Consider the following 23,438-nt stretch of genomic DNA (forward strand, 5'->3'; position numbering starts at 1 on the left):
ATGTCGCAAAATACTTTTGATGCACTGAATTTCATTAAAACGCCTGTGTGGCTGATCTCCCCCGTTTCCGACCATATTATTTTCGCGAACACGGCCGCGGCTCACGTGATGGGGGATAAAACACTGGATGACCTGCGCAAAGGCCCCTTCTCAGCAAATGCGCAAGCCGTGCTGTCAATGTATATTCCTGAGCTCAAAACGGATCAGGAAATTGTCGAAATCTGGACAATCTGGCGCGACGGACATGAAACCGCGTTGAGCTGTCGTCTTTCGCTGACCTACCACGCGCCGTACGGCGACATGATCGTTTTTGAAGGGATTTCGCATCCGGTGCCGACAGGGCTTAAAGCCAGTCGCTCCGCCACTTATCAGCGCAAAAAACAGGGGTTTTACGCCCGTTTTTTTCTGACGAACAGCGCACCGATGTTATTGATCGACCCCGCCCGTGATGGACAAATAGTCGATGCCAATCTGGCAGCGCTTAACTTTTACGGCTACTCGCATGATGAGATGTGCAACAAGCATACCTGGGAAATCAACACGCTGGGGCGGGATGTTATTCCGGTAATGAGTGAAATCGCCGCCCTGCCGGGTGGGCATAAGCCGCTCAACTTTGTGCACCGTCTTGCCGATGGCTCAACCCGCCATGTTCAGACCTATGCCGGGCCGATAGAGATATACGGTGATAAGCTGATGTTGTGCATTATTCATGACATCACCGAGCAAAAACGGCTGGAGCTTGAGTTGGAACATGCCGCACTACGGGACGCCATGACGGGCCTGCTCAACCGGCGTCAGTTCTATATTATCGCTGAGCAAACGAATCTCACTCACCTTCCCGTTCAGCAGCAATTCAGTTTGCTGCTGGTCGATACCGATCATTTTAAGAATATCAACGACGTTTTTGGTCATCTGAAGGGGGATGAAGTGCTCATCTCGCTTTCGCGTACGCTGGAAGCCTGTAGCCGGAAAGAGGATTTTGTGTTTCGCTGGGGGGGTGAAGAGTTCGTCATTCTGCTGCCGCGCACGTCGCTCGACACCGCCATGCAAATCGCGGAAACGATCCGCGCCGCGGTTGCCCGCATCACGATCCCAGGCCTGCCGCGTTTTACGGTGAGCATTGGCGTGGCGCGGCACAACCAGGATGAGAGTATCGACGATCTCTTTAAACGGGTGGATGACGCGCTTTATCGCGCCAAGAATGACGGCCGCAATAAAGTCCTGGCGGCGTGAAACTGGTGTATCGGATAAAGCCCCGCTACAATGCCCGTCTTGATTGAAAACAACAATGGGTGGGTAATGTCTGCAATGGGAAGAACAGAAATAATCCTCACCATAATTATTTTAATGCTTATTATTTTCGGATTGTGGTTTATCTTTAGCGGCGAGATCTGGTTAGTGGCGGAATATATTGAAAACAGCATTTATCCCACTTTCGACGCGCTGTAACGCACGTTTAATCCGTTGTTTCACCTACCGGAATTATCAGGTATCGGTCTTGTTAACAGACGCGTAAGATACGCGCCGTTATCCTCCATTACGTTGGTAACGAATTGCTAAATCACTTGCTTATTTTGCCCGTGCTCTGACGGGCTTTTTTATTTCCGACATTTGCGCTACACCAGGTTATATCGAAAACATCGTTATCCATTAAAGAGAGAAAATGATGAGCAAGAAGATCCTGATGCTGGTGGGCGACTACGCTGAAGATTATGAAACGATGGTTCCTTTTCAGGCCTTACAGATGATTGGCCACCAGGTTGACGCGGTCTGCCCCGACAAAGCGAAAGGTGACTATGTCATGACGGCGATCCATGACTTCGACGGAGCCCAGACGTATAGCGAAAAACCCGGCCACCGTTTTACCCTCAATGCCGATTTTTCTTCCGTCAACGAGCAGGACTATGATGCCCTGCTCATCCCCGGAGGCAGAGCGCCTGAATACCTGCGGTTAAATGCTGACGTGCTGAAGCTGGTACAGGCATTTGACGCCGCGCGCAAACCCATTGCGGCCGTATGTCATGGCCCACAATTGCTGGCAGCCGCCGGGATCCTGAAAGGGCGAACCTGTAGCGCCTACCCGGCCTGCGCGCCTGAAGTGCGACTCAGCGGCGGCGAGTACGCCGATATCGGCATCGATCAGGCTCACGTTGACGGTAACCTGGTCACCGCGCCGGCCTGGCCTGCGCATCCGCAGTGGCTGGCGAAATTTGCGAAGTTATTGGAATAGGCTTGCAAGGCAACCAGCTCTTTACATACGCTCTTCAAGCCAGACGATCGACCGCAACAAAAAAGCGTTCTTCCGTCAAAAGAGTACGTTCTTTAATGTTCTGAAACTCGCGCCGGATAAACCAGCCCGCTTCCGGCGCCATGCTCAGATAAAACACCTCACTAAAGCCGGGAGCTTTAACACGCATTCTTACACAACCGGTTTCTCCTGCACGGAAGAGCTGTTCTGGCACGATACTGACACTACGCTCGCCATGCTGCAGAAGGATAGTCGCTATCTCATAGCGGCAAATCCCGCTGCTCAGGCTATAACCTAATGTGCTCAGATCGTGAAGATACTGACGTGATAACGTGACTTCAATGCTGGTGCCCGCAAACCACTCAATGATTTGCTGCGCCAGCTCCTCTAACCGCTCGCAGAATTCAACGATTTCAGCCTCAACTGAGGTGTTACCTGACGTTATGTTCTTGCTACTCTGTTGCACTTTTTTAAAGAAACGCTCTCTGGCTGACACGTTGTTGCCTCTGTTCATTTTCACACGGTTAAACCAGGATCCGCGCCCCCTGCGCTGACCGGCCATTTTTATCTCCCCGGATGCTTCCTTGCCTTCTTAAACGAGGGAACCGGGCGATGCATTCCGCAGACCAGGCCGCATACGCGGCCTGTTGCTGGAAGTGTTGGGGAGAGACCATCTGGCCCCTGCCCCATAACGGTTGTTCCGTTTTCATTGGCTTCCTGCCTAAACTTACGCTTTCGCTTTCGGCATCTGGCTCACCAGCGACAGGTTCACGTCCATGCCTTCCACCTGGAAGTGCGGCACCGCGAACAGCTTCACGCGGAAGAAGCCCGGGTTGTCCTCGATATCTTCCACCACCACCTTCGCGTCGCGCAGCGGGTGCGAGGCCTGCAGTTCGTCGCCCGGATCGGTCATTTCGGTCACCAGACTGCGTACCCAGGTATTGAGTTCCAGCTCCAGCAGACGGCGATCTTTGGTGGTGCCGATGTTCTCGCGCTGAATCAGCTTCAGGTAATGCGCGATGCGCGACAGCAGGAAGATATACGGCAGACGGGCGTTGATGCGGCTGTTGGCAGTGGCGTCGGCGGTGTCGTACAGCGCCGGTTTCTGTGCCGAGTTCGCCGAGAAGAAGCAGGCGTAGTCGCGGTTCTTGTAGTACGACAGGGGAATAAAGCCCAGGTTAGCAAATTCAAACTCGCGGGTTTCCGGGATCATCACCTCTGATGGGATCTTCACCTGGTTGCCGGTACCCAGATCGTACAGGTGGATCGGCAGGTCTTTCACGGCCCCGCCTGCCTGTGGGCCACGAATTTGCACGCACCAGCCGTTATTGATGAAGCTCTTCACCATGTTGGAGGCGAAGGAGAAAGAGGCGCTTGTCCACAGGTATTTTTCGTGGTCCGGACCTTTCACCTGCTCAACGTAGTTGAAACTGCGCACCGGCACCGTGTCCGGACCGTAAGGCAGACGCCCCAGCACGCGCGGCATCACCAGGCCAATATAACGGGCATCGTCGGTGTCGCGGAACGATTTCCATTTGATGTATTCGGCACGGTCGAAGTAGTTACCGATGTCCTTAATCGCGGCTACCTCTTCCATCGATTCCTTGAGGAAGAATTTCGGCCCGACGGCACCGATAAACGGCATATGCGCGGCGGCAGAGACTTTCGAGATATTGCGCAACAGCGCCACGTCCTGCGGACTTGCGTCAAATTCGTACGCTGAAATAACCGAGCCAATCGGCTCGCCGCCCGGGGTGTCGTATTCAGCGGTATAGGTGTGCCAGTACAGGCCGCTCTGGATAAGTTCCGGCGCATCTTCGAAGTCCTGGCGCAGATCCTCTTTTGACACATCCAGAATTTCCGTTTTCACGTTCTGGCGGTAGTCGGTGTTGTCCACCAGCTGCTTCAGGCCGCGCCACAGGGATTCTACTTTCTGGAATTCTGCATGATGCATCACCGCATCCAGCTGGCGGCTGATTTGGAAATCCAGCTCCGCGATATGGTGGTCAATCAGGGTTTTATCGAGTTTTTCCACTGGCTGGCCGGATTTGCGGATGCAGTCCATAAACACCTGCATCGCGGCCGTCAGGCGCTCACCTGCCGGAGCATCAGACAGTGCGGCATCGTCCAGAAACGCATTGATATCACCCAGGCTTGTGGCCGGGGTCAGGTTGATTTTGTCGAACAGGGAGGCGTAGACGCTCTCTTTTTCCAGCACAGTGGTCTGCCCCTGCGCGGAGCCATTTTCAGTATTAACAGACATCAGCATTCTCTCGTTTAATCCATTAAAAGACGCGCCCGTTTTTATTTCGGGGCCAGGGCACTCATTTCGTTACGTAATTCCTGAGACAGCGCCGGGTCCTTAAGAATTTTCTCGAGCTCTTTTCTGAAAGTGGCGTTATCCAGCAGATTGGACTTGAGGTCACGTAATAAATTACGCATCGACAGCATGGCACGAAGTTGGGGAATTTGTCGGGCCACCTGTTCGGGTTCAAAATCTTTCATATCTGAAAAGCATAGCGTTACATTCTCTTCCGTACGCTCACCCGCCAGCGTATTCGGAACCGTCATGTTGACCTCCGGGTTAAATTCCGAAAGTACACTGTTTAGGTTATTTTTGTTGACGTTAATTTTCTTTCTTTCAGATAATGGCCGGCTCTCTTTACCGTTACTGAAATCACCGACAGCGAGTAATTTAAGGGGTAATTCAACTTTCTTCTGCGCCCCTCCGGTATGCAATGCAAGTTTTAAATTAATGCGTGCCTTAGGCACCTCGTTCTGGAACGTATCAGCCATAGCAGTCCCTTTCCTTAAGGAATGTTTGTTGAAGTTAACGACGTTTCTGAATAATTCGATATTAGAACAAAATACCACAATAGATCAACCATCCGGAATCAAATCCCAAATTAAGGAATTCCTTAAGAATTTTACTCTATAAAAATAAAATATGGTTTGCAGCATGCCTTTTCATAAAGAAATATCAACCACAACTCCGAAAATAGTCAGTATTGATGTCTATTTCTGTGAAAAAATGAAGATCCATATCCAAACAAAGCAACATTATTGATTTAAATCAATACGAGAGAAAATATCTACAGCGCCACCTAATAATATGACCCACATCAATATTTACACGTTTCCGCAAGAGGCGACACCCATTAAAAAGTCCAATGATGGACAGTTTTTTTACGAAATGGAATATATTCAAAATATGAATGCTTCTCTTAATTTAAAAAAAACAGAGCAATACCCAGCGCTGTAACACACAGTATCAATGCAGCGCCGTCTTCACGATCGACAAAGAACAGAAAAGCGCTGGCACGTGATATCGGGCCAGCGCAGTATCAGGAGGGGAAATAAATTAGCGGACTCTCGTTTTTCAGTGCTTCACAATATACATCGTACGGCTGTACGCCACGTCTTCAGGGTTATTGATCGGATATCCCTTCACCCAGGGTTTAATCAGACGTCCGTTGGTGTACTGGTAGATCGGCGCAATTGGCGCTTTTTCAGTGAGGATCTTCTCCGCCCGGTTGTAATCCGCATTACGGGCTTCCGTGGTGGTTTCAAGCGTCGCCTGATTGATTATCTTATCGTAGGCCGGGTCGTTGAAGCGGGAGATATTGCCGCTGTGGGTTGATGTCAGCAGCGACAGGAAGGTCGATGGCTCGTTGTAGTCCCCTACCCAGGACGCACGGATCACATCAAAATTCCCTGTGTTTCGGCTATCGATATAGGTTTTCCACTCCTGGTTTTGCAGTTTGACGTCTACACCCAGGTTCTTCTTCCACATCGACGCCACCGCAATCGCGATTTTCTGATGGTTCTCTGACGTGTTATACAACAGGGTCAGCTTCAGTGGACGCTGAGGACCATACCCCGCCGCCTGCAGCAAGGTTTTGGCCTGTGCGTTTAGCTCCTGCTGCGACATCTGCTCGAACGGTGATGTATCTGGCGTGAAACCTGCCGTCACATCAGGCGTGAAATGCCAGGCGGGTTTTTCTCCCGTACCTAACACTTTCTCGGCCATAATCCGGCGATCGATGGTCATACTCAGCGCCAGACGCACGCGGGAATCGGCGGTCGGACCCTTTTGCGTGTTAAATGCATAGTAATACGTTCCCAGCTGCGGCGGTGTGTAAACCTGTCCGGGAATATCCTTGAGTAACTTCTGATACAGGTTTTTCGGGAACGACTCGGTGATATCAATATCCCCTGCCAGATAGCGTTTGGTGGCGGAAGACTCCTGGTTGATCGGAATAAACGTCACTTTTTGAAGAACAGTTTTCGCGTTATCCCAGTAGTGGGTATTCGGCACAACGACCAATTTCTCATTCACCACACGGTCTTTCAGAACATAAGCACCATTGCCCACCAGGGAGCCCGGACGCGTCCACTCTTTACCGCTTTCAACGTTCGCTTTCTGAACCGGATAGAACGCGAAGTTCGCCGTCAGGTTGCTGAACCACGGCAACGGTTTATCCAGCTGCACGCGTAACGTTCTGGCATCCACCGCCGTTACCCCGAGCGTATCGGGCGCGGCTTTGCCATCAATAATCGCCTGAGCGTTGTTAATGCCTGCCAGAGCAGCAAACCAGGCAAACGGCGAGGTGGTTTTCGGGTCAACCAGACGCTGCCAGCTGTAGACAAAATCCTGCGCCGTGACCGGCGTACCGTCAGACCATTTCGCATCATCACGTAAGGTAAATGTCCAGATGCGGTTATCGTTACTCTGCCAGCGCGTCGCCACGCCCGGTGTCAGCTCCCCTTTCTCATTTTGATTGACCAGGCCTTCAAACAGATCGCGAATCACCTGAATCTCGGGTAACCCCACGGCTTTGGCCGGATCAAGCGACGCGGGTTCGTCTTTGATGTGTCTGACCAGCTCCTGTTTTTGTGCCAGTACCGTGCCCTTTGGCACATCAGCAGCGTAAGAATATGACGATAGCCCGCAAAGGCACAGCGCAGTGAAAAGCAGCGAAACAGGATGCTTCATGAGATCCCCTTTTAAAATCGGTAATACGCGGATGCGTAATTATTTGTTTCGAAACAGCGTAATGCAAATACCTTATGCCGGAAAGGTGATATCAGGCAATGTTCGCCCTTCGATGAAACTATTTGATTAAACGCGAGTTTTGCACAACACTGCCAGTAAGCTCTTCTTTATCAGGATTTCCTATGGCAGTTACCCGACCAAGAACGGAACGTGGCGCTTTTCCGCCAGGCACCGAACATTATGGCCACTCTTTCTTAGGTGCCCCGCTGATCTGGTTTCCCGCACCGGATGCCGATCGCCACAGCGGCCTGATCATTGCGGGCACGCACGGTGACGAGAACTCTTCTATCGTCACCCTCTCCTGCGCGTTACGCACCCTCGCCCCGACGCTGCGCCGGCACCATGTGATCCTGACCGTCAATCCGGATGGCTGTCAGCTTGGGCTGAGGGCGAATGCGAGAGGGATTGACTTAAACCGCAACTTCCCGGCGGCCAACTGGCGTGAGGGTGAAACGGTCTACCGCTGGAACAGCTCGGCTGAAGAACGTGACGTCGTCTTACTGACGGGAGAAAAACCCGGCTCAGAGCCAGAAACACAGGCGCTCTGCCAGTTAATTCACAAGATCCACCCTGCGTGGGTTGTCTCATTTCACGATCCGCTCGCCTGTATTGAGGATCCCCGTCACTCCGCGCTGGGGCAGTGGCTTGCCGATGCCTTCGCCCTGCCTCTGGTCAGCAGTGTTGGCTATGAAACACCGGGGTCATTTGGTAGCTGGTGCGCCGATCTGGACTTACACTGCATCACCGCGGAATTTCCCCCGATATCATCCGACGAAGCCAGCGAAAAATACCTGAAAGCCATGGTGGAACTTCTGCGCTGGCAGCCTCAGAGATGAAGCACTCCGCTGGTGAAAGTGAGTGCTGGCGAAACGTCAACCGCCAGCCACGTCGGGCCATCGAGATCGGCAAAACTGACCTGATTGACCAACGGTAGCGCCGCATTAATCGCCCGGGAAGTACAGAGCATGCACCCCAGCATTAACGAAAATCCCTGCGCCTGCGCCTCGGAAGCCAGCGCCAGCGCCTCGGTCAGCCCCCCCGTTTTATCGAGCTTGATATTGACCATCTCATAGCAGCCCGCTAAGCCGTCGAGGCTATCGCGGGTATGACAGCTTTCATCAGCGCAGATGGGCAGCGGGTGGATAAAGTTCTTCAGCGCCGCATCATCCTGCGCCGGAAGGGGTTGCTCCAGCATGGCGACCCCCAGATCGGCAAGCAGCTGGCAGCGCGCGGCCAGCCCTTCCGGATGCCATGACTCGTTGGCATCCACAATCAGAGTAGCCTCCGGTACCGCCGCGCGAATGGCGACCATGCGTTCACTGATCAAGCGATCGTCGAGTTTCACCTTCAACAGCGTGGCGCCAGCCTCAAAGAGCGCTTTTGCACTGGCAGCCATCTGCTCCGGCTCGCCAATCACCACGGTTTGCGCGGTAATGACTTCCTGAGGGAGCGTCACGCCGACAAACGCAGGTAAGGATGTCTGCTGCTTCGCCGCCTCCAGGCTCCACAGCGCGCAGTCAATCGCGTTACGCGCCGCGCCGGCAGGCAAACGCTGCTGTAACGCCTCACGCGTTAACCCGGTTTGCAGCTCAGGCACGAGGGTCATAATTTGCGCCATCACCGAGGCCAGGCTTTCTCCATAGCGAGGATAAGGCGTGCATTCGCCAACACCTTTAACCCCCTCTTCTTCAATTTCAACCACTACCACGCTTGCTTCACTTCTGCTGCCACGGGAGATGACAAACGGGGTGTGCAATGGCCAGGCTTCTTCATAGATCTTAACGCTTCTCATCACTGACTCCTTGCGGCCCGGTAAGGCGAAAAATTGGTTTGCCGTGTTATCCGCTGATGGCATACACTAGCCTCGACGTTAACTATATGTAAACAGGAAGATATCTATGTCACAACTCGTTCATTTCCAGGGCAACCCGGTTGCTGTAGCAGGTTCCATTCCGCAGGCTGGCAGCAAAGCGCAGGCTTTTTCTCTGGTGGCTAAAGATCTGTCTGACGTCACACTGGGCCAGTTTGCTGGCAAACGCAAAGTACTGAACATTTTCCCAAGCATTGATACCGGCGTGTGCGCCGCATCCGTGCGTAAATTCAACCAGCTGGCGACTGAAATGGACAACACCGTGGTGCTGTGCGTTTCAGCTGACCTGCCATTTGCGCAGTCCCGCTTCTGCGGTGCAGAAGGTCTGAGCAACGTCATCACCCTCTCCACTCTGCGCAGCCCGGATTTCCTTGAGAAATACGGTGTAGGCATTGCTGAAGGCCCATTGAAAGGCCTGGCGGCGCGTGCCGTGCTGGTGATCGATGAAAACGATAACGTCGTGTTCAGCGAACTGGTCAACGAAATCACCACTGAACCTGATTACACTGCTGCGCTGGACGCGCTGAAAGCCTGATCATTAACAGGCATTCTATAAAGCTTAGCAATGTAATGAAATAAAAGGTTTATTTAAGAGTACACCTTACTTTCCAAACCTCGCCGATGCGGGGTTTTTTATTACCCGCATAGCTGAATCGTTAAAGCTGCAATGGGATAAGTTCACGCTTTTAATGAAAGAAATGTGCAAATACTCGCCATAAACGAGATCATTCACACACAATAAAGGTTAAAAAAACGCAACTTCTCCACCAGTGAAGCCCGTCACATTTCCCTTCTCGCCTAAACATTAGATTTGCTTACGTGATAAAAAATCGTTTCAGCAAAAGGGATTAAATATGAAGATTAAACTGGCTTTTACGGTTCTTGCGGTACTGATATCTGGACATGCCGCCGCTAAAACCTGGGTGCTGACAAGCGCTGAAAGCGGCGTGGAGAAAGGAAACTGGAAAATTTCCAGCGATGAGCTGAAGTTTCAGGGACAGCCTTTCAGCATCGAGCAAAAAGTCCTGCATGGTGGCAAGCAGGAAGGCAGCAAGGTAATCGTTATCAGCAGTAAAAATGGCCTGACAATCACCCTTAGCCCGACGCGCGGGATGAATCTGCTGCATGTCGAGGGTTTTGGCACCCAAATGGGATGGTCCTCTCCGGTGAAAGAGGTCGTGAATCCGGCCTTTATCAATCTGGAAAGTCGAAACGGTCTCGGCTGGCTGGAAGGTTTCAACGAGATGATGGTTCGCTGTGGCTATGAATGGACAGGCCACCCGGTCACGGCAGACGGCCAGATTTATACCCTGCACGGCAAGGCGGGAAATACGCCAGCGTCGCTGGTGGAAGTGGAGGTTGCAGATGCCGCACCACATGAAATCCGCATTCGCGGTTTAATTAAAGAGAGCACGTTTAAAAAAGCGGATTTGCAGACCATGACCGAACTGCGCTACGTGCCGGGCAGCAACCAGTTCAGCCTGCATGATGTTCTGACCAACCATGCTGATTATCCTCATGATTATCAGATTATCTACCACAGCAACTTTGGTACGCCAATCCTCGAAGAAGGTGCCCGTTTCCTTGCGCCGGCCGCCAGCATTGGTCCTTTCAATGACTATGCCAAAGCGGGTCTGGATAACTGGCAAACCTACGCTGGCCCCACTCAGGGCTTTGATGAAATGGTCTTCAATATCAAACCGCTCGCGGATAATAACCATGAGACCCTGGCAGCCGTGATCAATAAGGCGGGAGACAAAGGCGCGTCAATTCAGTTCGACACGCGGCAGTTGCCTGTTTTGACGTTATGGAAAAATACCGACACGCTTAAACAGGGCTATGTCACGGGTATTGAGCCGGGTACCAGCTACGCCTATCCCGTCACCATTGAACGCGAGCAGAAACGTGTTAAGCAGTTACAACCTGGCGCCAGCACGCAGTTTGACCTGACCTATACCCTGCTTCACAGCAAGGAGCAGGTGAAAGAGGTTGAACAGAAAATTGCGGGGATTCAGGGTGAAACAAAAGTCGAGGTTGATACCACGCCTCTGGCGAAAGAGTAAGTGCAAAAAAAAGCCTCTTTACAGAGGCTTTTATCGTTATTCGTCACCCTTCTTGTGGTTGAGCCCATATTCACGAAGTTTATTCGCAATCGCGGTATGGGATACGCCCAGGCGTTTTGCCAGCTTACGGGTGCTTGGGTAGCTGCGATACAGCTGAGTCAGCACGGAGCGCTCGAAACGGCTGGTAATATCATCCAGCGAGCCTTCCATCGCCTCTTCGCCCACCGATACCGTTCCGGCATCGTAATCCGGTAACAGGATATCCTGCGGTCGCAGCTCGTACCCTTCCAGTTGCGTCAGCGCCCGATAGACGGCATTTTTCAACTGACGAATATTACCCGGCCAGCCGTAGCGCGTCAGCACCGTCCCCAGATCGGCTGACAGTTTCGGACGCGGTACACCCTGCTCGTCGGCAAAGCGCGCCACAAACAGCTCTGTCAGTGGAATGATATCTTGCGGACAATCGCGCAGCGGCGGAATGTTTAGCGTCAACACGTTCAGTCGATAGTAGAGATCTTCGCGGAACATCCCTTTCTGTACCAGCTCAACGAGGTTTTTCTGGGTGGCACAAATCACGCGCACATCCACATGAACTTCATGATCCTCACCGACCCGACGGAACGTACCATCGTTCAGGAAGCGCAGCAGTTTGGCCTGCATGCGTGGCGACATTTCGCCTATCTCGTCCAGCAGTACAGAGCCGCCGTTAGCCTGCTCGAAGAAGCCTTTCTTGCCTTCCGGGGCGTGGCCAAACAACTCGCTCTCGACGGCATCTTCTGGAATAGAGGCACAGTTCAGCGCCAGATACGGTTTTGCGGCGCGCGGGCTGGCCAGATGTACGGCGTGGGCCAGCAGGTCCTTTCCGGTCCCGGTATCGCCGGTAATCAGCAGCGGCGCGGTCAAACTGGCAAGCTTACGGGCCTGATCAACCACATGACGCATTTTCGGGCTGACGGCAATGATCTGGCTGAACGCCCCCACATCCTGACTGGAGAGATTTTGCAGCTGACGGCCCATTCGCACGGTAGAGCGCAGCATGATCACGGCACCGGTCAGTACGCGGGCGTCATTCTCCCCTTTCAGATACACAGGCGTAATCTCCATAAGGAAATTCTGCCCGTTGATCACCACATGCTCGCTGTGCGTATTTTGCGGGTTACTGTCCAGCCAGCGCTGGAAGTTAAACCCCGGGATCAGCTGCGCAGCGTGGTGGTGACTGAGCTTGTCCTGGCTCTGGGCGAACAGCTGGCAGCTCGCATGGTTTACCCGCTCGACTTTGCTTTTCAGATCCAGTGACAGGAAAGGCTCCGGCATGGCTTCCAGCAAGGCGCTCAACGCGAGATGTTCACGTTCAGACGGCATCCAGGGGATAGTGCGTACATCCGTAACGCCAGCGATACGGCGGATTTCAGCCATCAGGCTGCTAAAAGTATTAAATTCAATTTCGGCAAAATTGAGGTAAATTCGCCCGACAGGATCGATCTCAATGCCACGTAAATCAATGCTACGTAAAACAAGGAGATCGAGTAACTCGCGGGTCAGACCGAGACGGTCTTCACAGAAGACTTCAAGACGCATGGGAAATTCACCGTTTTAAGCCAATAACCTTAAAATGATATGTCAGAACACGGTGATGCGGAAGATGGCTGTCAAGAAAGATTGACAGCCAGCACGATTAGTAAACAAACCGGTTACTGAACCGGTTTTTTATTGAGCGTCTCTTTGAGCTGCCCAATCAATTCACGGCGGAAATCCCCCAGGCGCGGTTTATCTCCGTCGATCCACGGCAGTGGTCGGCAGACTTCCATCGCTTTAATGCCCAGACGTGCGGTTAACAACCCTGCCCCAATTCCCTGCGCGGCACGCGCTGAGAGACGGGCCGCCAGATCCTGAGACATCCAGTCCATGCCGACTTCGCGCACCAGCTCACTGGCACCGGCAAAGGCGATATTCAGCAACACCAGCTTAAAGAGCCGCAGCCGGCTGTAGTAGCCAAGCTCAATACCATAAAGACTGGCGATACGGTTTATCAGCCGCAGGTTACGCCAGGCGATGAACGCCATATCCACCAAAGCCAGCGGGCTGACCGCGATCATCAGCGTTGATTCCGCCGCAGAGCGGCTAATCTCGCGCCGCGCCTGAGCATCCAGCACAGGCTGCACCATGTGGGAGTAAAGCGTCACGACTTCCCGGTCATTTTGGGTTTCATGAATAGCGGCATACCAGCGCTGCAGCGCCGGGTGTGACTGGTCTATCCCGGCCTGCGCCGCCAGCTTTTCGCAGAATGCGCGGCCTTTTCCGGTACCGTGGCTGTGCAGCAGATCGCGAGCTTCATCCCGCTCATGCGCTCGCTGTCGCAGACGCCACAGCCGACGCCATTCAGTCACAACGGACCCGACGCCCGCTCCCACGATCAGGGCCCCTGCGGCACAACCGCCCAGCGCCACCCAGTCCTGAGTTTGCCAGGCGTTGATACCCCACTGCACCCCCTGCCCAACCACGCTCACGCCAAACAGCGCCAGCCCGGCCGCGACCATCTTACGCCACAGGCTGCGTTTCGGACGTAAAGCAGCCTCAACGACCGCTTCCGCCTGGCCTTCCTCGACGGACGGCTCGTCTGTCAGCGCCGGGGCGAAATGTTCCGCCTGCGTGCCGCTGAACGTCTGCGCCGCTTTGAAGGCCTCCTGCTGCGCCTGCTCAAGCGTCCCGGTAAAATCAATCCGGGGTTTTAACGGTTCCGTCATCGCAATTTATCTCCAATCAAAAACTCCAGCGCCGCATCCAGACGAATGTGCGGTAACGGCTGATCGACGGTCATAACCTGTGGGCGGAAGGCTTCAAACTGGAAGCCCTGGCTCTGCCAGAATGCCTGCCCCGGCAGACGCGCGGGCACTTCGCCGGGATAAACGGTCAGCGGTTCACCGTCGCTAAGGCGATTCCCGCGCAAAGCCGGGATTTTCTCGCCGTTGAGGTCAATCAACCCACTTTGCGTCGCCTGCACGGAAGCCAGCCCGAGGCAATCCATGCTGATCCCTTCGAACGCCGCATTTTGCCAGGCGTCCTGCACCAGTTGCTGTAACAGCGACACCATGTTGGCATGCTGATCAACCGTTACGTGATCGGCCTTGGTGGCCGCAAACAGCAGTTTGTCGATCACCGGAGAAAAGAGGCGGCGAAACAGCGTACGCTGTCCGTAGTGAAAACTTTGCATCAGTTGCGTCAGCGCCAGGCGCATATCGTTGAAAGCCTGCGGCCCGCTGTTGAGCGGTTGCAGGCAGTCCACCAGCACAATCTGACGATCGAAACGTAAAAAGTGGTTTTTATAAAAACCTTTCACCACTTTTTCACAGTAGTAGTTGTAGCGCTCGCGCAGCATCCCGGCGTTGGTGTGCTTGTCTGCCTGCGCCAGCTTTGCCTCTCCGACGCCATCTACGTCGGGCCACGGGAAGAACTGCAGCGCAGGCGCACCCGCCAGGTCGCCCGGCAAAACAAAACGCCCTGGCTGGATAAAATGTAGCCCTTCCTGTTTGCACTGATGCAGATAATCCGTCCAGGCTTCGGCAATCGCCGCCAGGCGGTTCTCATCTGCGGGCGCCAGCGGATCTAATCCTGCGCATAACTGTCGCCATTTTGCCGACCACTCCGCGCGGTGACCCTGTAACAAACCGGTCATTTGTCGCGACCAGCTGAGATAATCCTGCGCCAGCATGGGTAAATCGAGCAGCCATTCGCCCGGGTAATCCACAATCTCCAGATAGAGCGTGGAGGTATCCTTGAAGTGGCGCATCAACGATTCATTGGATCGAAAACGCAGCGCGAGGCGGATTTCGCTCACCCCTCTCGTGGGTGTCGGCCACGCGGGTGGGTCACCGTAAAGCTGTGCCAGCCCTTCATCATAGGTAAAACGCGAGATACCGAAATCGCGCTGGGGAACACGCTTAACGCCCAGCAGACGCTCTTCCCGCACCGCGCTGAGCAGCGGCAGGCGTGCCCCGGCGTGCAGGTTCAGCAACTGGTTAACCATCGCCGTGATAAACGCCGTTTTGCCACTGCGGCTAAGCCCGGTGACAGCCAGGCGCAAATGGCGATCGACGCCGCGGTTCACCAGAGAATTGAGTTCGTTTTTAAGTCGCTTCATCGCCGTCCTTCGTTGCTGGAAGCCTGGAATGACTTGCTTCAGAATACAATAAATGGGGACAGATCGTTGATTATCAATTCATAATTATTGCCATTGTCGTTTTTTCTCCAGTAAGATGAACGACATTGCCGTCCCGGAGTGAGTAAGGTGTATGTCACCCACCATCTATGATATTGCGCGCGTTGCTGGCGTTTCAAAATCAACCGTGTCCAGAGTGTTGAATAAACAAACCAATATTTCTCCTGAAGCACGGGAGAAAGTGCTAAAAGCGATTGAAGAATTAAATTATCAACCCAATAAACTTGCCCGCGCCCTGACCTCTTCTGGCTTTGACGCCATTATGGTGATATCTACCCGCTCAACGAAAACCACCGCCGGTAATCCTTTTTTCTCTGATGTTCTGCACGCCATAACCGCAAAAGCAGAAGAGGAAGGGTTTGATGTTATTTTGCAAACGTCAAAGAGCAGTGAAGATGACCTGCTCAAATGCGAAAGCAAAATAAAGCAGAAAATGATTAAAGGGGTCATTATGCTGAGCTCGCCTGCCAATGAATCCTTTTTCTCTCGGCTTGATACCTACGGTGTGCCGGTGGTTGTAATCGGTAAAGTGGAAGGTGATTTTCAGAATATTTACTCCGTCGATACCGACAATTTTCGTGACAGCGAGATGCTGACCGACACGTTTATTAAAAACGGGCGGAAAAAAATTGCCTGCCTGCATGCGCCACTCGATTATCACGTGTCTATTGATCGTCTCGCGGGTTATAAAGCCAGCCTGAAAAAGGCGAATATTGCTGTTAACCCGGACTGGATCATTGATGGCGGTTATACCCATGAGAGCGCACTTTCAGCGGCCATTAAGTTGTTGTCTTCTTCCACCCCGCCGGATGCGGTATTCGCCACCGACAGCATGAAATTGCTGAGTCTTTATCGCGCTGCGGATGAATTAAATTTGATGCTACCTGAGCAGGTTGCCGTGGCGGGTTACAGCGACCCGATGCTATCCCTGATTCTGACGCCTGCGCCAGCTGGATTTGATATTCCCACCCGCAAGCTGGGCGAAGAGAGCTGCGACCTGCTTTTCAGGCGTATCTCCGGTAAACCCGCCCCGCATAAGGTGCTGATTGAGACCCACTTTTCGTTCGCTGATTCTCTTCGCTAAAACCAGGGGCAGACAGCCCCTGGTGAATAGCCGATCAGAAGGCGTAATTCACGCCCACGCCTGCATAATGGAAACGATCGTTTTCGCCTTCATCATGGTTTTCCCATTCATAGGCATACTCCAGCGTCATTGAAAGGCCGTTACTGAAATCGTAGGCATAGAGCAGTCCCAGTCGGTTAAAATCATGCCCTTCACGCTCAGGATCGTCTCGCCAGTCCCAGTTTGACCAGCGGTCGAGCCCCAGGCGGGTATACGGCGTCAGCGTGGTGTTACCTAATGAAATGGGTAAATAGGCGCGGATCTCCTGCGTTGAAAACTCACCGTTATTACGTGAACTATCCATATTAAAACCACGCTCTAAATAGTAATTCACTTTTGCCGCGAAGGTTTCATTAATGGTCCAGGTAAAGCCCGTTTCTGTTTCAACACGACTGTCGGCATAACCCGTTTTTTCCAGGTCGTTCGCAAACTGATACATGGCAAACCAGCCGCCGAAACGCCAGTCATCGCTTAACTTAATATCCCAGTCTGGTTGTATTTTGTAGCGCTGCATATTGGCGCTACCGTCTTTCGCGCCGTGTTCATCTTTGAAATGATAACCGTAATTACGGAAACCGCCGGTCAGGCCGAGGGTAAAATCATCGGTTCCAATAAAACGATAGCGCAGCTCGAATTCGGGACGATCAAAATAGGTCCCGCGGGTCATACTGCTGTAATCAACGGGACCTTCCTGATACATGGCAAGGGAAATCGTCCACGCATCCCATGTGGCGTTAAACCACACGGAGGGTTCATATAATCCGTCTTTATCATCCCCCTGACCTTCGACGTTTTCAATTTCATACATGGCACCTATATTAAAATTCCAGTGTGGTTCCGGTTCTGAGGCGTGTGCGTAGCTAACCCCTGCGCATAGAATAAGCGCAGCACTTCTTAGTAGAGTACTCATTAAAATATTCCTTTATAATGGACAAACAAAAAAACCGGAAATTAATATTCCCGGCGAACATTTTTATTATCTGATTGCCGCTTCTGTTACCGCGTCAAAAAAATGACACTTATTCATATCGAACTGAATATCGATATTATCCCCTGCAGCATAATCAGTGGCAGCCCCTGCCCGGACGACCAGTTCGTGGCCCCCAACGGTGGCATACAGCATAAATTCAGCACCGGTCAGTTCGGCAACGCTGATTTTGGCGGCAATCACCTCACCGCTGGCTTGCGAGGTGAAAATATCCTCCGGTCGGATGCCAAAGACCACGGCTTTACGTTGATATCCCTGAGCGTTAAGTACCGAGAGCCTGTCTTCGGGGATCTCCAGGTGCAGCGTTTCCGTCACGAAGTAGCGTTCATTGATCGCCCCCCGAATAAAGTTCATTGCTGGCGAACCAATGAAACCTGCCACAAACATATTTGCCGGTTCGTTATAGACCTGCTTCGGTGCGCCCACCTGCTGAATGTATCCATCTTTGAGGATCACAATGCGGGTCGCCATCGTCATGGCTTCGGTCTGATCGTGCGTCACATAAATCATGGTGGTATTCAGCTTTTGATGCAGCTTGCTGATTTCGGCACGCATTTGAACACGCAGTTTGGCGTCAAGGTTTGAAAGCGGTTCATCCATCAGGAATACCCCCGCTTCACGCACAATCGCCCTGCCTAACGCCACGCGCTGGCGTTGGCCACCAGACAACGCGCCGGGCTTACGCGTGAGGTACTCGCGCAGGCCCAGGATCTGAGCGGCCCAGTTAACCCGCTCTTCAATGACGGCGGGCGCGATTTTCTGCATCTTCAACCCAAACGCCATGTTGTCGTACACCGTCATGTGGGGATAGAGCGCATAGTTCTGAAAGACCATCGCGATATCACGAGACTTAGCCGGGACATCATTCATACAGACACCGTCAATCACCAGCTCACCGGCGCTGATCTCTTCCAGCCCGGCGATCATGCGCAGCGTCGTCGATTTACCGCAGCCCGATGGCCCGACGAAAACGATAAATTCTTTATCCTCAATGTCGAGGTTAAAATCTTTGACCACATGAACCTGGTTGTCATAGATCTTCTGGACGTGTTTAAGCGAAAGTTGCGCCATTCTTAATTCCTTATCAGTACCGTCCGGGAAGCCCAGAAATCGGTCAGGCATTTCCAGGTCAGCTCCCGCGTTGAATGAAGTTGAAGTCCCGCATGCTTGAGGCCTGCCCCTATTCCCACCGACAACATCCCTGCGGCGTTGATCGCCTCAACGCCGGAGGCGGCATCCTCAATCCCGATAGCCTCCTCCGGGCGGACGTTAAGACCCGTGCAGGCGGCAAGGAAGATTTCCGGGTCCGGTTTGGAGCGGGCAATGCGGGACGCATCGGCACAGAAATCAAACGCCCAGTGGATCCCCAACGCGTGCAAAATACCGGGAGCGTTGAGTGAAACAGATGCCAGCCCAATTTTGACGTCTGCCGCGCGTATGTCGGCCAGCACGTCACGAATGCCCGGAAGCAGTGACGCCTGCGTAAGCGAAGCCAGCGACCGGACATAGAGATCGTTCTTTTTCCCCGCAAGCGCCAGGCGCTGCTTTTCGTCGAACGCGTCTTCTTTGCCACCGTGACGCAGGATCCGCTGCAGGGAATCCATGCGGCTGATTCCCTTCAGCCCTTCGTTGAAGCTCTCATCAATGGTGATCCCAATCTCCATCGCCACCGCACGCCAGGCCAGAAAATGCAGGTGTGCGGTGTCGGTGATCACGCCATCCAGATCGAATACAACAGCTTTAAGCTCCATCCCTTCCCTCCGTGGTAGCGGTCCCAGTAACAGACGTTAGAAAATCCTTGCAGGACAAGACCTGCCGTCCCGAAAGCTGAAGGGTTTTACCCCAGAGCGTTAGCGTGACGGGAGCAGAACTGGTCACCGTAAGTGCCTCTTTCGTAACGATGAAGTGCAGCTGCGCATTCTGCCAACGCAGCGGAAACGTCAGCCTTTGCCAGTGCGCAGGCATCCTGGGTGCCAGATGTAACTCCCCGTCCACGATCTGCAGACCGGCAAATCCCTGAATAACGCCTGACCAGATCGCGCCCGTTGCGGCAGCATGAATACCGTCATCACTGCTGTGTGGATCGTCGCCCAGATCGATGGCAATGCCATCACGCCAGAAGGCGTAAGCCCCTTCTGTATCACCACAACGCGCTTTCACAATCCCATGGATGGCTTTGCTCAGGGATGAGTCATGAATAGTGCGCGGCTCATAGAATGCCAGGTTGGCCGCGCACTGCTGCGGCGTAAAGCGTTCCGGCAACAGGTAGTTAAGCATTACCACGTCGGCCTGTTTAAGGATTTGCATCTCGTTCACTTCGGCGCGCGAGTAATCCAGCAGGATGGTCTGCTTACCCGCTTTCGCTTTATAGCGGCTCAGATCGATCGCGGGTTTGGACATAAAGGTGTCGTCCTGCGGTATGACCCCGTCGGTGTTTGCCTCAGGCACCCATAAGCGCGCCAGGAACCGTTCCGCGTTTTGCGTAAATCGCCCGTCTTCACGCGCAAACATCGACATAAACCGGCAGGCACTGGCGACATTGTGCCAGGCCAGATAGTTGGTATACGCGTTGTTGTTCACGTGCTCCGTGTACTCATCCGGCCCAATTACGTCATGGATCTCCAGACGGTCGCCAACTTCCGTCGCGCGTCCCATCCAGAACGACGCGGTTTCCATCAGCAGCGTCAGGCCTTCATTGCGCATAAAGGCGTCATCGTGTGTTGCCTGCCAGTAGGCGACAACCGCCCACGCAATATCCGCCACGATATGATGTTCAGCCAGCGCGGAGGCCACTTTCTGACGAACGCCCGTGCGGATGTTGATCGCCGCGAATTCCGGCGTCTCTTCCTGACCGCTCGCGGCACTCTCCCAGGGGAACAGGGCGCCAGGCCAGCCGTTACGACGCGCTTTTTCCCGTGCCCCCGGCAGGTTAAGCCAGCGGTAGCGCAGCAGACGACGGGCAACCTCGGGTCGGGTAAAGAGATGGAAAGGCAGCAGGAAAATTTCGGTATCCCAGAAGACGTGGCCTTTATAGCCCTCCCCGGTCAGGCCTTTAGCCGCAATACTGCTCCGTTCATCATGGGCAGGCGTCATGGCCGTGAGATGCCAGACCGCGTAATCCAGCGCCAGCTGATCCTGATGCTCCGTCGACGTGACGTCCACACGGCAGTCATGCCAGACCTTTTTCCAGGCACACGCACAGCGTTCGAGTAACGCAGCATATCCTCTAGTGGCACAGACCTTGAGCTCAGAAAGCGCATTGCGGGCAAAGGTGTCCTGGGAAAGCGCTTTGTCGCTGCGATGCGTCACCCAGACCAGCTTCTCAAGCGTGACAGTGTCACCCTGAGCAACCTTCACGGCGTGATGAACCGTGATACGCCTGTTTTTCGCGGTAAAGCAGCTGTCGCTGGTGGTTGAGAGACGACAGCATGCCGATATCACCACATCCGCAGCGCGATCCTGCGTTTCATACACGCCCTGCATGTAGTGATGGTCAAAGACTCTGACCGAGATTTCATCCAGATGCTGACGGCCGCTGTTGGTTTGCGTCGCATCAATCCCCGTGCTCAGCATAACGCCTGATGAGGCATCCAGCGGAGTGACGGAGAGCTGCATTGCCACCAACGGCAGTTGATCCAGTGAGACAAAACGGCGGCTTTCCACACGGTAGCGCTTTCCATCTGGCGAGCGCCACACTACGCGACGACGCAGTTCGCCATTAGCAAAATTCAGTTCCCGCTGCCAGTCAATAATCTCCCCTGACAGCAAGGTGAAATTGATGCCGTCCAGTTCGATATCCATGCCGATGATGTCAGGCACGTTGATCAGCTCGTTGGTCTCATTACGACCAGCACGATGATAAAGCCCGGCAAGATACATTCCCCGGGTCTGCTGCGTGTAGTTTTCCTCATGCGTCGCACGTATGCCCATATAGCCGTTGCCGCAGGCCATGATTGACGCGTATTTATTGAGGCTGTGAGGGCAAAAACCCGGATCGTTTAATACAGACAGGTTCAGCATAACGTTACGCTTTCCCCTTTTTCTGCTGCCTCGTACAGTGCGGCGACCAGTTGCTGGATCACCAGCCCTTGTTCGGCATCGGCAATCATGACCGGCTCTCCCATCACGTGACGAACAAACGCATCCATGCTGCGTAAATGCCGCCGATCGTCTGCCTCTTCGCGCAGGGTGAGGGTCTGCAAAACTCCGCCTTCATCGGTGTAAATGTGGGCCGGGAACAGCGTTGCCCCGGCTTTGTCACCGCAAAAGGCGACATTCATGATGGACTGCTCACGGATATTGAGCGCAAAGGAGGTATCCAGACGCAGAATGCCGCCATTGCAGAATTCAATCGTGCCAAACAGAGCATCCTCAACGGTAAACTGTGCAGGATCCCATTCACCAAACTGGCCACTGTTTTTATGGTTTCCCAGTTTTTGAAAGCTGTGCGCCGTCACGCGTTTTACCGCCGGGAAACCCAGCACATACATCGCGGCATCAAGCATATGAATGCCAATATCAATCAGCGGTCCCCCGCCCTGCAGTGCTTTGTTGGTGAATACACCCCAACCGGGTACACCGCAGCGGCGTAACGCCTGTGCCGTGGTAAAGTAGATCTCCCCCAACGTCCCGTTTATTACCGCCTCGCGCAGCAGTTGCGTATCACGTGCAAAGCGGTGGTGAAAATCATAGGCCAGCACCTTTCCCGCCGTTCGGGCCGCAATCCGCATTAGCTCAGCCTCTTGTGGTGTCATGGCCGGGGGTTTTTCGCACATAACATGGCAACCGGCTTCCAGGGCTGCCATCACATGTTCAAAATGAAAGCGATTGGGCGAACAGACGCTCACCACATCCGGTTTGACTGCCTGCAGCATTTCATTCACGTCCTGCCATGCCGACGGAATGGCATGGCGTTCAGCAAACGCCTGAGCCTGTTCAAGGTGGCTGTCCATGACAGCCACCATCTGAACATCGCTGCGCGTGGAATAATACGAGGCATGTACGTTGTCCGCGACCTGCCCGGCACCAATAATGGCGACACGCAGAGGCGAAGGTGTTAAAGCACTCATCACGCTGGTCATCCTTAGCATTCACGCAGATAAGTGAGAGAATCCTGATAGGCCTGCGCAGGATCGTCAGCGCGGACGCGGCACTCGTAAACAACGTAACCCTGATAACAATCGGCACGCAGCTGGTCGAACAGAGCGGCAAAATCAAGAGAGCCGCTTCCCGGCTGATAACGATGGTTATCGGCAATATGTACATGGCCCAGCAGGTCGCGGTTTTGGTGCAGCGCTTCCGTCAGCGAGTCTTCTTCAATATTCATATGGTAGAAATCGCCGATAATCTGCACATGTTTCAGCCCATTCTCTTCGATGTAGCGACGTGCATCCGCGAGGGTGTTGATCATGTGATCCTGATAGCGGTTCAGCGGCTCCAGGTAAACGGTGGTGCCGGTGCGCGCCGCCACCTCATCCAGCCAGCGCAGCGAGGCGCTCACCGCCTTGTGGTCTCCTTCAAGGCTACGCGGCGACGTCATCGGCGGCAGGCGGAAGGTAAACATCCCCCAGGCGGCAGGAACCACGATTCCTTTTCCGCCCACCTCTGCTAACGCTTCAAGGATGCGTTCGATCTGCGTTAATCCGTTCAGGCGACGCTCTTCGATAAAGTCACCAATCCAGCCATCGTACCCGCCGCAGGCGGTGGTGACCGGCAGCCCTGTGGCGTGAATGGCCGCTTTAACCTCATCGAGGTTTTCCACCAGCAGCTTGCCGTCGATTTCGTACCCGTCAAAGCCCATGGCTTTGATGTACTGGAATTTTGCCAGGATATCAGCCGGGAAAAAGGCCTGGTTTTGCGTTGCGATTTTCATTT

At 53.6% G+C, this 23,438-nt stretch carries 21 protein-coding genes and 1 pseudogene; 7 read left to right on the forward strand and 15 right to left on the reverse strand.

Annotation, left to right across the window (positions count from 1 at the left end; genetic code table 11):
* The 3 genes from ACTJJI_RS22100 (at position 1) to ACTJJI_RS22110 (ending at position 2,230) form a co-directional block, all read left to right on the forward strand.
* Positions 1-1,233 (forward strand): sensor domain-containing diguanylate cyclase, encoded by a 1,233-nt coding sequence (locus tag ACTJJI_RS22100; protein ID WP_440655551.1) that lies wholly within the window; start codon positions 1-3, stop codon positions 1,231-1,233.
* A gap of 75 nt (positions 1,234-1,308) precedes the next feature.
* On the forward strand, positions 1,309-1,449 hold the full coding sequence (locus tag ACTJJI_RS22105) for an Ecr family regulatory small membrane protein (RefSeq protein WP_043951771.1): 141 nt from the start codon (positions 1,309-1,311) through the stop codon (positions 1,447-1,449).
* Positions 1,450-1,666: 217 nt separating this feature from the next.
* Positions 1,667-2,230 (forward strand): DJ-1/PfpI family protein, encoded by a 564-nt coding sequence (locus ACTJJI_RS22110; RefSeq protein WP_046887798.1) that lies wholly within the window; start codon positions 1,667-1,669, stop codon positions 2,228-2,230.
* A gap of 34 nt (positions 2,231-2,264) precedes the next feature.
* Here the strand turns inward: ACTJJI_RS22110 and ACTJJI_RS22115 are convergent, their stop codons facing one another.
* From ACTJJI_RS22115 to ACTJJI_RS22135, 5 genes and pseudogenes are all read right to left on the reverse strand, one after another.
* Positions 2,265-2,744: a hypothetical protein gene (locus ACTJJI_RS22115; RefSeq protein ID WP_046887828.1), complete on the reverse strand. Its 480-nt coding sequence runs from the start codon at positions 2,742-2,744 to the stop codon at positions 2,265-2,267.
* Positions 2,745-2,853: 109 nt separating this feature from the next.
* A pseudogene (locus ACTJJI_RS22120) lies at positions 2,854-2,958 on the reverse strand (hypothetical protein); the annotation flags it as partial.
* Positions 2,959-2,975: 17 nt separating this feature from the next.
* The gene (gene tssC, locus ACTJJI_RS22125; RefSeq protein WP_045903418.1) at positions 2,976-4,511 is read right to left on the reverse strand and encodes a type VI secretion system contractile sheath large subunit; all 1,536 of its coding nucleotides are present in this window, start codon (positions 4,509-4,511) and stop codon (positions 2,976-2,978) included.
* A gap of 41 nt (positions 4,512-4,552) precedes the next feature.
* A complete protein-coding gene (gene tssB / locus ACTJJI_RS22130; RefSeq protein WP_440655552.1) occupies positions 4,553-5,044 on the reverse strand; it encodes a type VI secretion system contractile sheath small subunit in 492 nt (163 codons plus the stop codon).
* A 583-nt stretch (positions 5,045-5,627) separates the two neighbouring features.
* Entirely contained in the window at positions 5,628-7,244 is a 1,617-nt protein-coding gene (locus ACTJJI_RS22135; RefSeq protein WP_440655553.1) for a peptide ABC transporter substrate-binding protein, read from the reverse strand.
* A gap of 182 nt (positions 7,245-7,426) precedes the next feature.
* Between ACTJJI_RS22135 and mpaA the strand changes: the two genes are divergently transcribed.
* Positions 7,427-8,140: a murein tripeptide amidase MpaA gene (gene mpaA / locus ACTJJI_RS22140; RefSeq protein ID WP_063411555.1), complete on the forward strand. Its 714-nt coding sequence runs from the start codon at positions 7,427-7,429 to the stop codon at positions 8,138-8,140.
* On the opposite strand, the gene ycjG is transcribed toward mpaA, so the two are convergent.
* Entirely contained in the window at positions 8,131-9,096 is a 966-nt protein-coding gene (ycjG, locus tag ACTJJI_RS22145; RefSeq protein ID WP_440655554.1) for an L-Ala-D/L-Glu epimerase, read from the reverse strand. The two genes, mpaA and ycjG, sit on opposite strands and share 10 nt — an antisense overlap.
* A gap of 106 nt (positions 9,097-9,202) precedes the next feature.
* On the opposite strand from ycjG, the gene tpx reads away from it, so the two are divergent.
* Entirely contained in the window at positions 9,203-9,709 is a 507-nt protein-coding gene (gene tpx, locus ACTJJI_RS22150; protein WP_083021412.1) for a thiol peroxidase, read from the forward strand.
* 319 nt (positions 9,710-10,028) lie between these two features.
* The gene (locus tag ACTJJI_RS22155; protein WP_440655555.1) at positions 10,029-11,237 is read left to right on the forward strand and encodes an aldose 1-epimerase family protein; all 1,209 of its coding nucleotides are present in this window, start codon (positions 10,029-10,031) and stop codon (positions 11,235-11,237) included.
* Positions 11,238-11,273: 36 nt separating this feature from the next.
* Here the strand turns inward: ACTJJI_RS22155 and tyrR are convergent, their stop codons facing one another.
* The 3 genes from tyrR to ACTJJI_RS22170 form a co-directional block, all read right to left on the reverse strand.
* Positions 11,274-12,815 carry a transcriptional regulator TyrR gene (gene tyrR / locus ACTJJI_RS22160; protein ID WP_014832123.1) on the reverse strand — a complete coding sequence of 514 codons (1,542 nt, stop codon included), beginning with the start codon at positions 12,813-12,815 and terminating at the stop codon, positions 11,274-11,276.
* A 113-nt stretch (positions 12,816-12,928) separates the two neighbouring features.
* Positions 12,929-13,981, reverse strand: a complete 1,053-nt coding sequence (locus ACTJJI_RS22165) for a YcjF family protein (RefSeq protein ID WP_196372393.1) — start codon at positions 13,979-13,981, stop codon at positions 12,929-12,931.
* Positions 13,978-15,375, reverse strand: coding sequence for a YcjX family protein (locus ACTJJI_RS22170; protein ID WP_046887789.1), 1,398 nt, complete (start codon positions 15,373-15,375; stop codon positions 13,978-13,980). The genes ACTJJI_RS22165 and ACTJJI_RS22170 overlap by 4 nt, the downstream gene beginning before the upstream one ends.
* Positions 15,376-15,526: 151 nt before the next feature.
* Here ACTJJI_RS22170 and ACTJJI_RS22175 point away from each other — a divergent pair, with 151 nt between their 5' ends.
* Positions 15,527-16,537 carry a LacI family DNA-binding transcriptional regulator gene (locus ACTJJI_RS22175; protein WP_083021416.1) on the forward strand — a complete coding sequence of 337 codons (1,011 nt, stop codon included), beginning with the start codon at positions 15,527-15,529 and terminating at the stop codon, positions 16,535-16,537.
* A 34-nt stretch (positions 16,538-16,571) separates the two neighbouring features.
* On the opposite strand, the gene ACTJJI_RS22180 is transcribed toward ACTJJI_RS22175, so the two are convergent.
* The 6 genes from ACTJJI_RS22180 to ACTJJI_RS22205 form a co-directional block, all read right to left on the reverse strand.
* Positions 16,572-17,486, reverse strand: coding sequence for an OmpG family monomeric porin (locus tag ACTJJI_RS22180; RefSeq protein WP_083021417.1), 915 nt, complete (start codon positions 17,484-17,486; stop codon positions 16,572-16,574).
* Positions 17,487-17,552: 66 nt separating this feature from the next.
* On the reverse strand, positions 17,553-18,635 hold the full coding sequence (locus ACTJJI_RS22185; protein ID WP_440655556.1) for an ABC transporter ATP-binding protein: 1,083 nt from the start codon (positions 18,633-18,635) through the stop codon (positions 17,553-17,555).
* Positions 18,636-18,637: 2 nt separating this feature from the next.
* Positions 18,638-19,315, reverse strand: a complete 678-nt coding sequence (gene pgmB, locus ACTJJI_RS22190; protein ID WP_440655557.1) for a beta-phosphoglucomutase — start codon at positions 19,313-19,315, stop codon at positions 18,638-18,640.
* Positions 19,305-21,584 carry a glycoside hydrolase family 65 protein gene (locus ACTJJI_RS22195; protein ID WP_440655558.1) on the reverse strand — a complete coding sequence of 760 codons (2,280 nt, stop codon included), beginning with the start codon at positions 21,582-21,584 and terminating at the stop codon, positions 19,305-19,307. The genes pgmB and ACTJJI_RS22195 overlap by 11 nt, the downstream gene beginning before the upstream one ends.
* Positions 21,578-22,636, reverse strand: a complete 1,059-nt coding sequence (locus tag ACTJJI_RS22200; RefSeq protein ID WP_170289839.1) for a Gfo/Idh/MocA family oxidoreductase — start codon at positions 22,634-22,636, stop codon at positions 21,578-21,580. The genes ACTJJI_RS22195 and ACTJJI_RS22200 overlap by 7 nt, the downstream gene beginning before the upstream one ends.
* 11 nt (positions 22,637-22,647) lie before the next feature.
* Positions 22,648-23,436, reverse strand: a complete 789-nt coding sequence (locus tag ACTJJI_RS22205; protein ID WP_153907338.1) for a sugar phosphate isomerase/epimerase family protein — start codon at positions 23,434-23,436, stop codon at positions 22,648-22,650.
* Positions 23,437-23,438 lie beyond the last annotated feature (2 nt).

The sequence above is a fragment of the Enterobacter sp. 22466 genome, from assembly GCF_052044775.1.
GTDB classification, from domain to species: Bacteria; Pseudomonadota; Gammaproteobacteria; order Enterobacterales; family Enterobacteriaceae; genus Enterobacter; species Enterobacter dissolvens.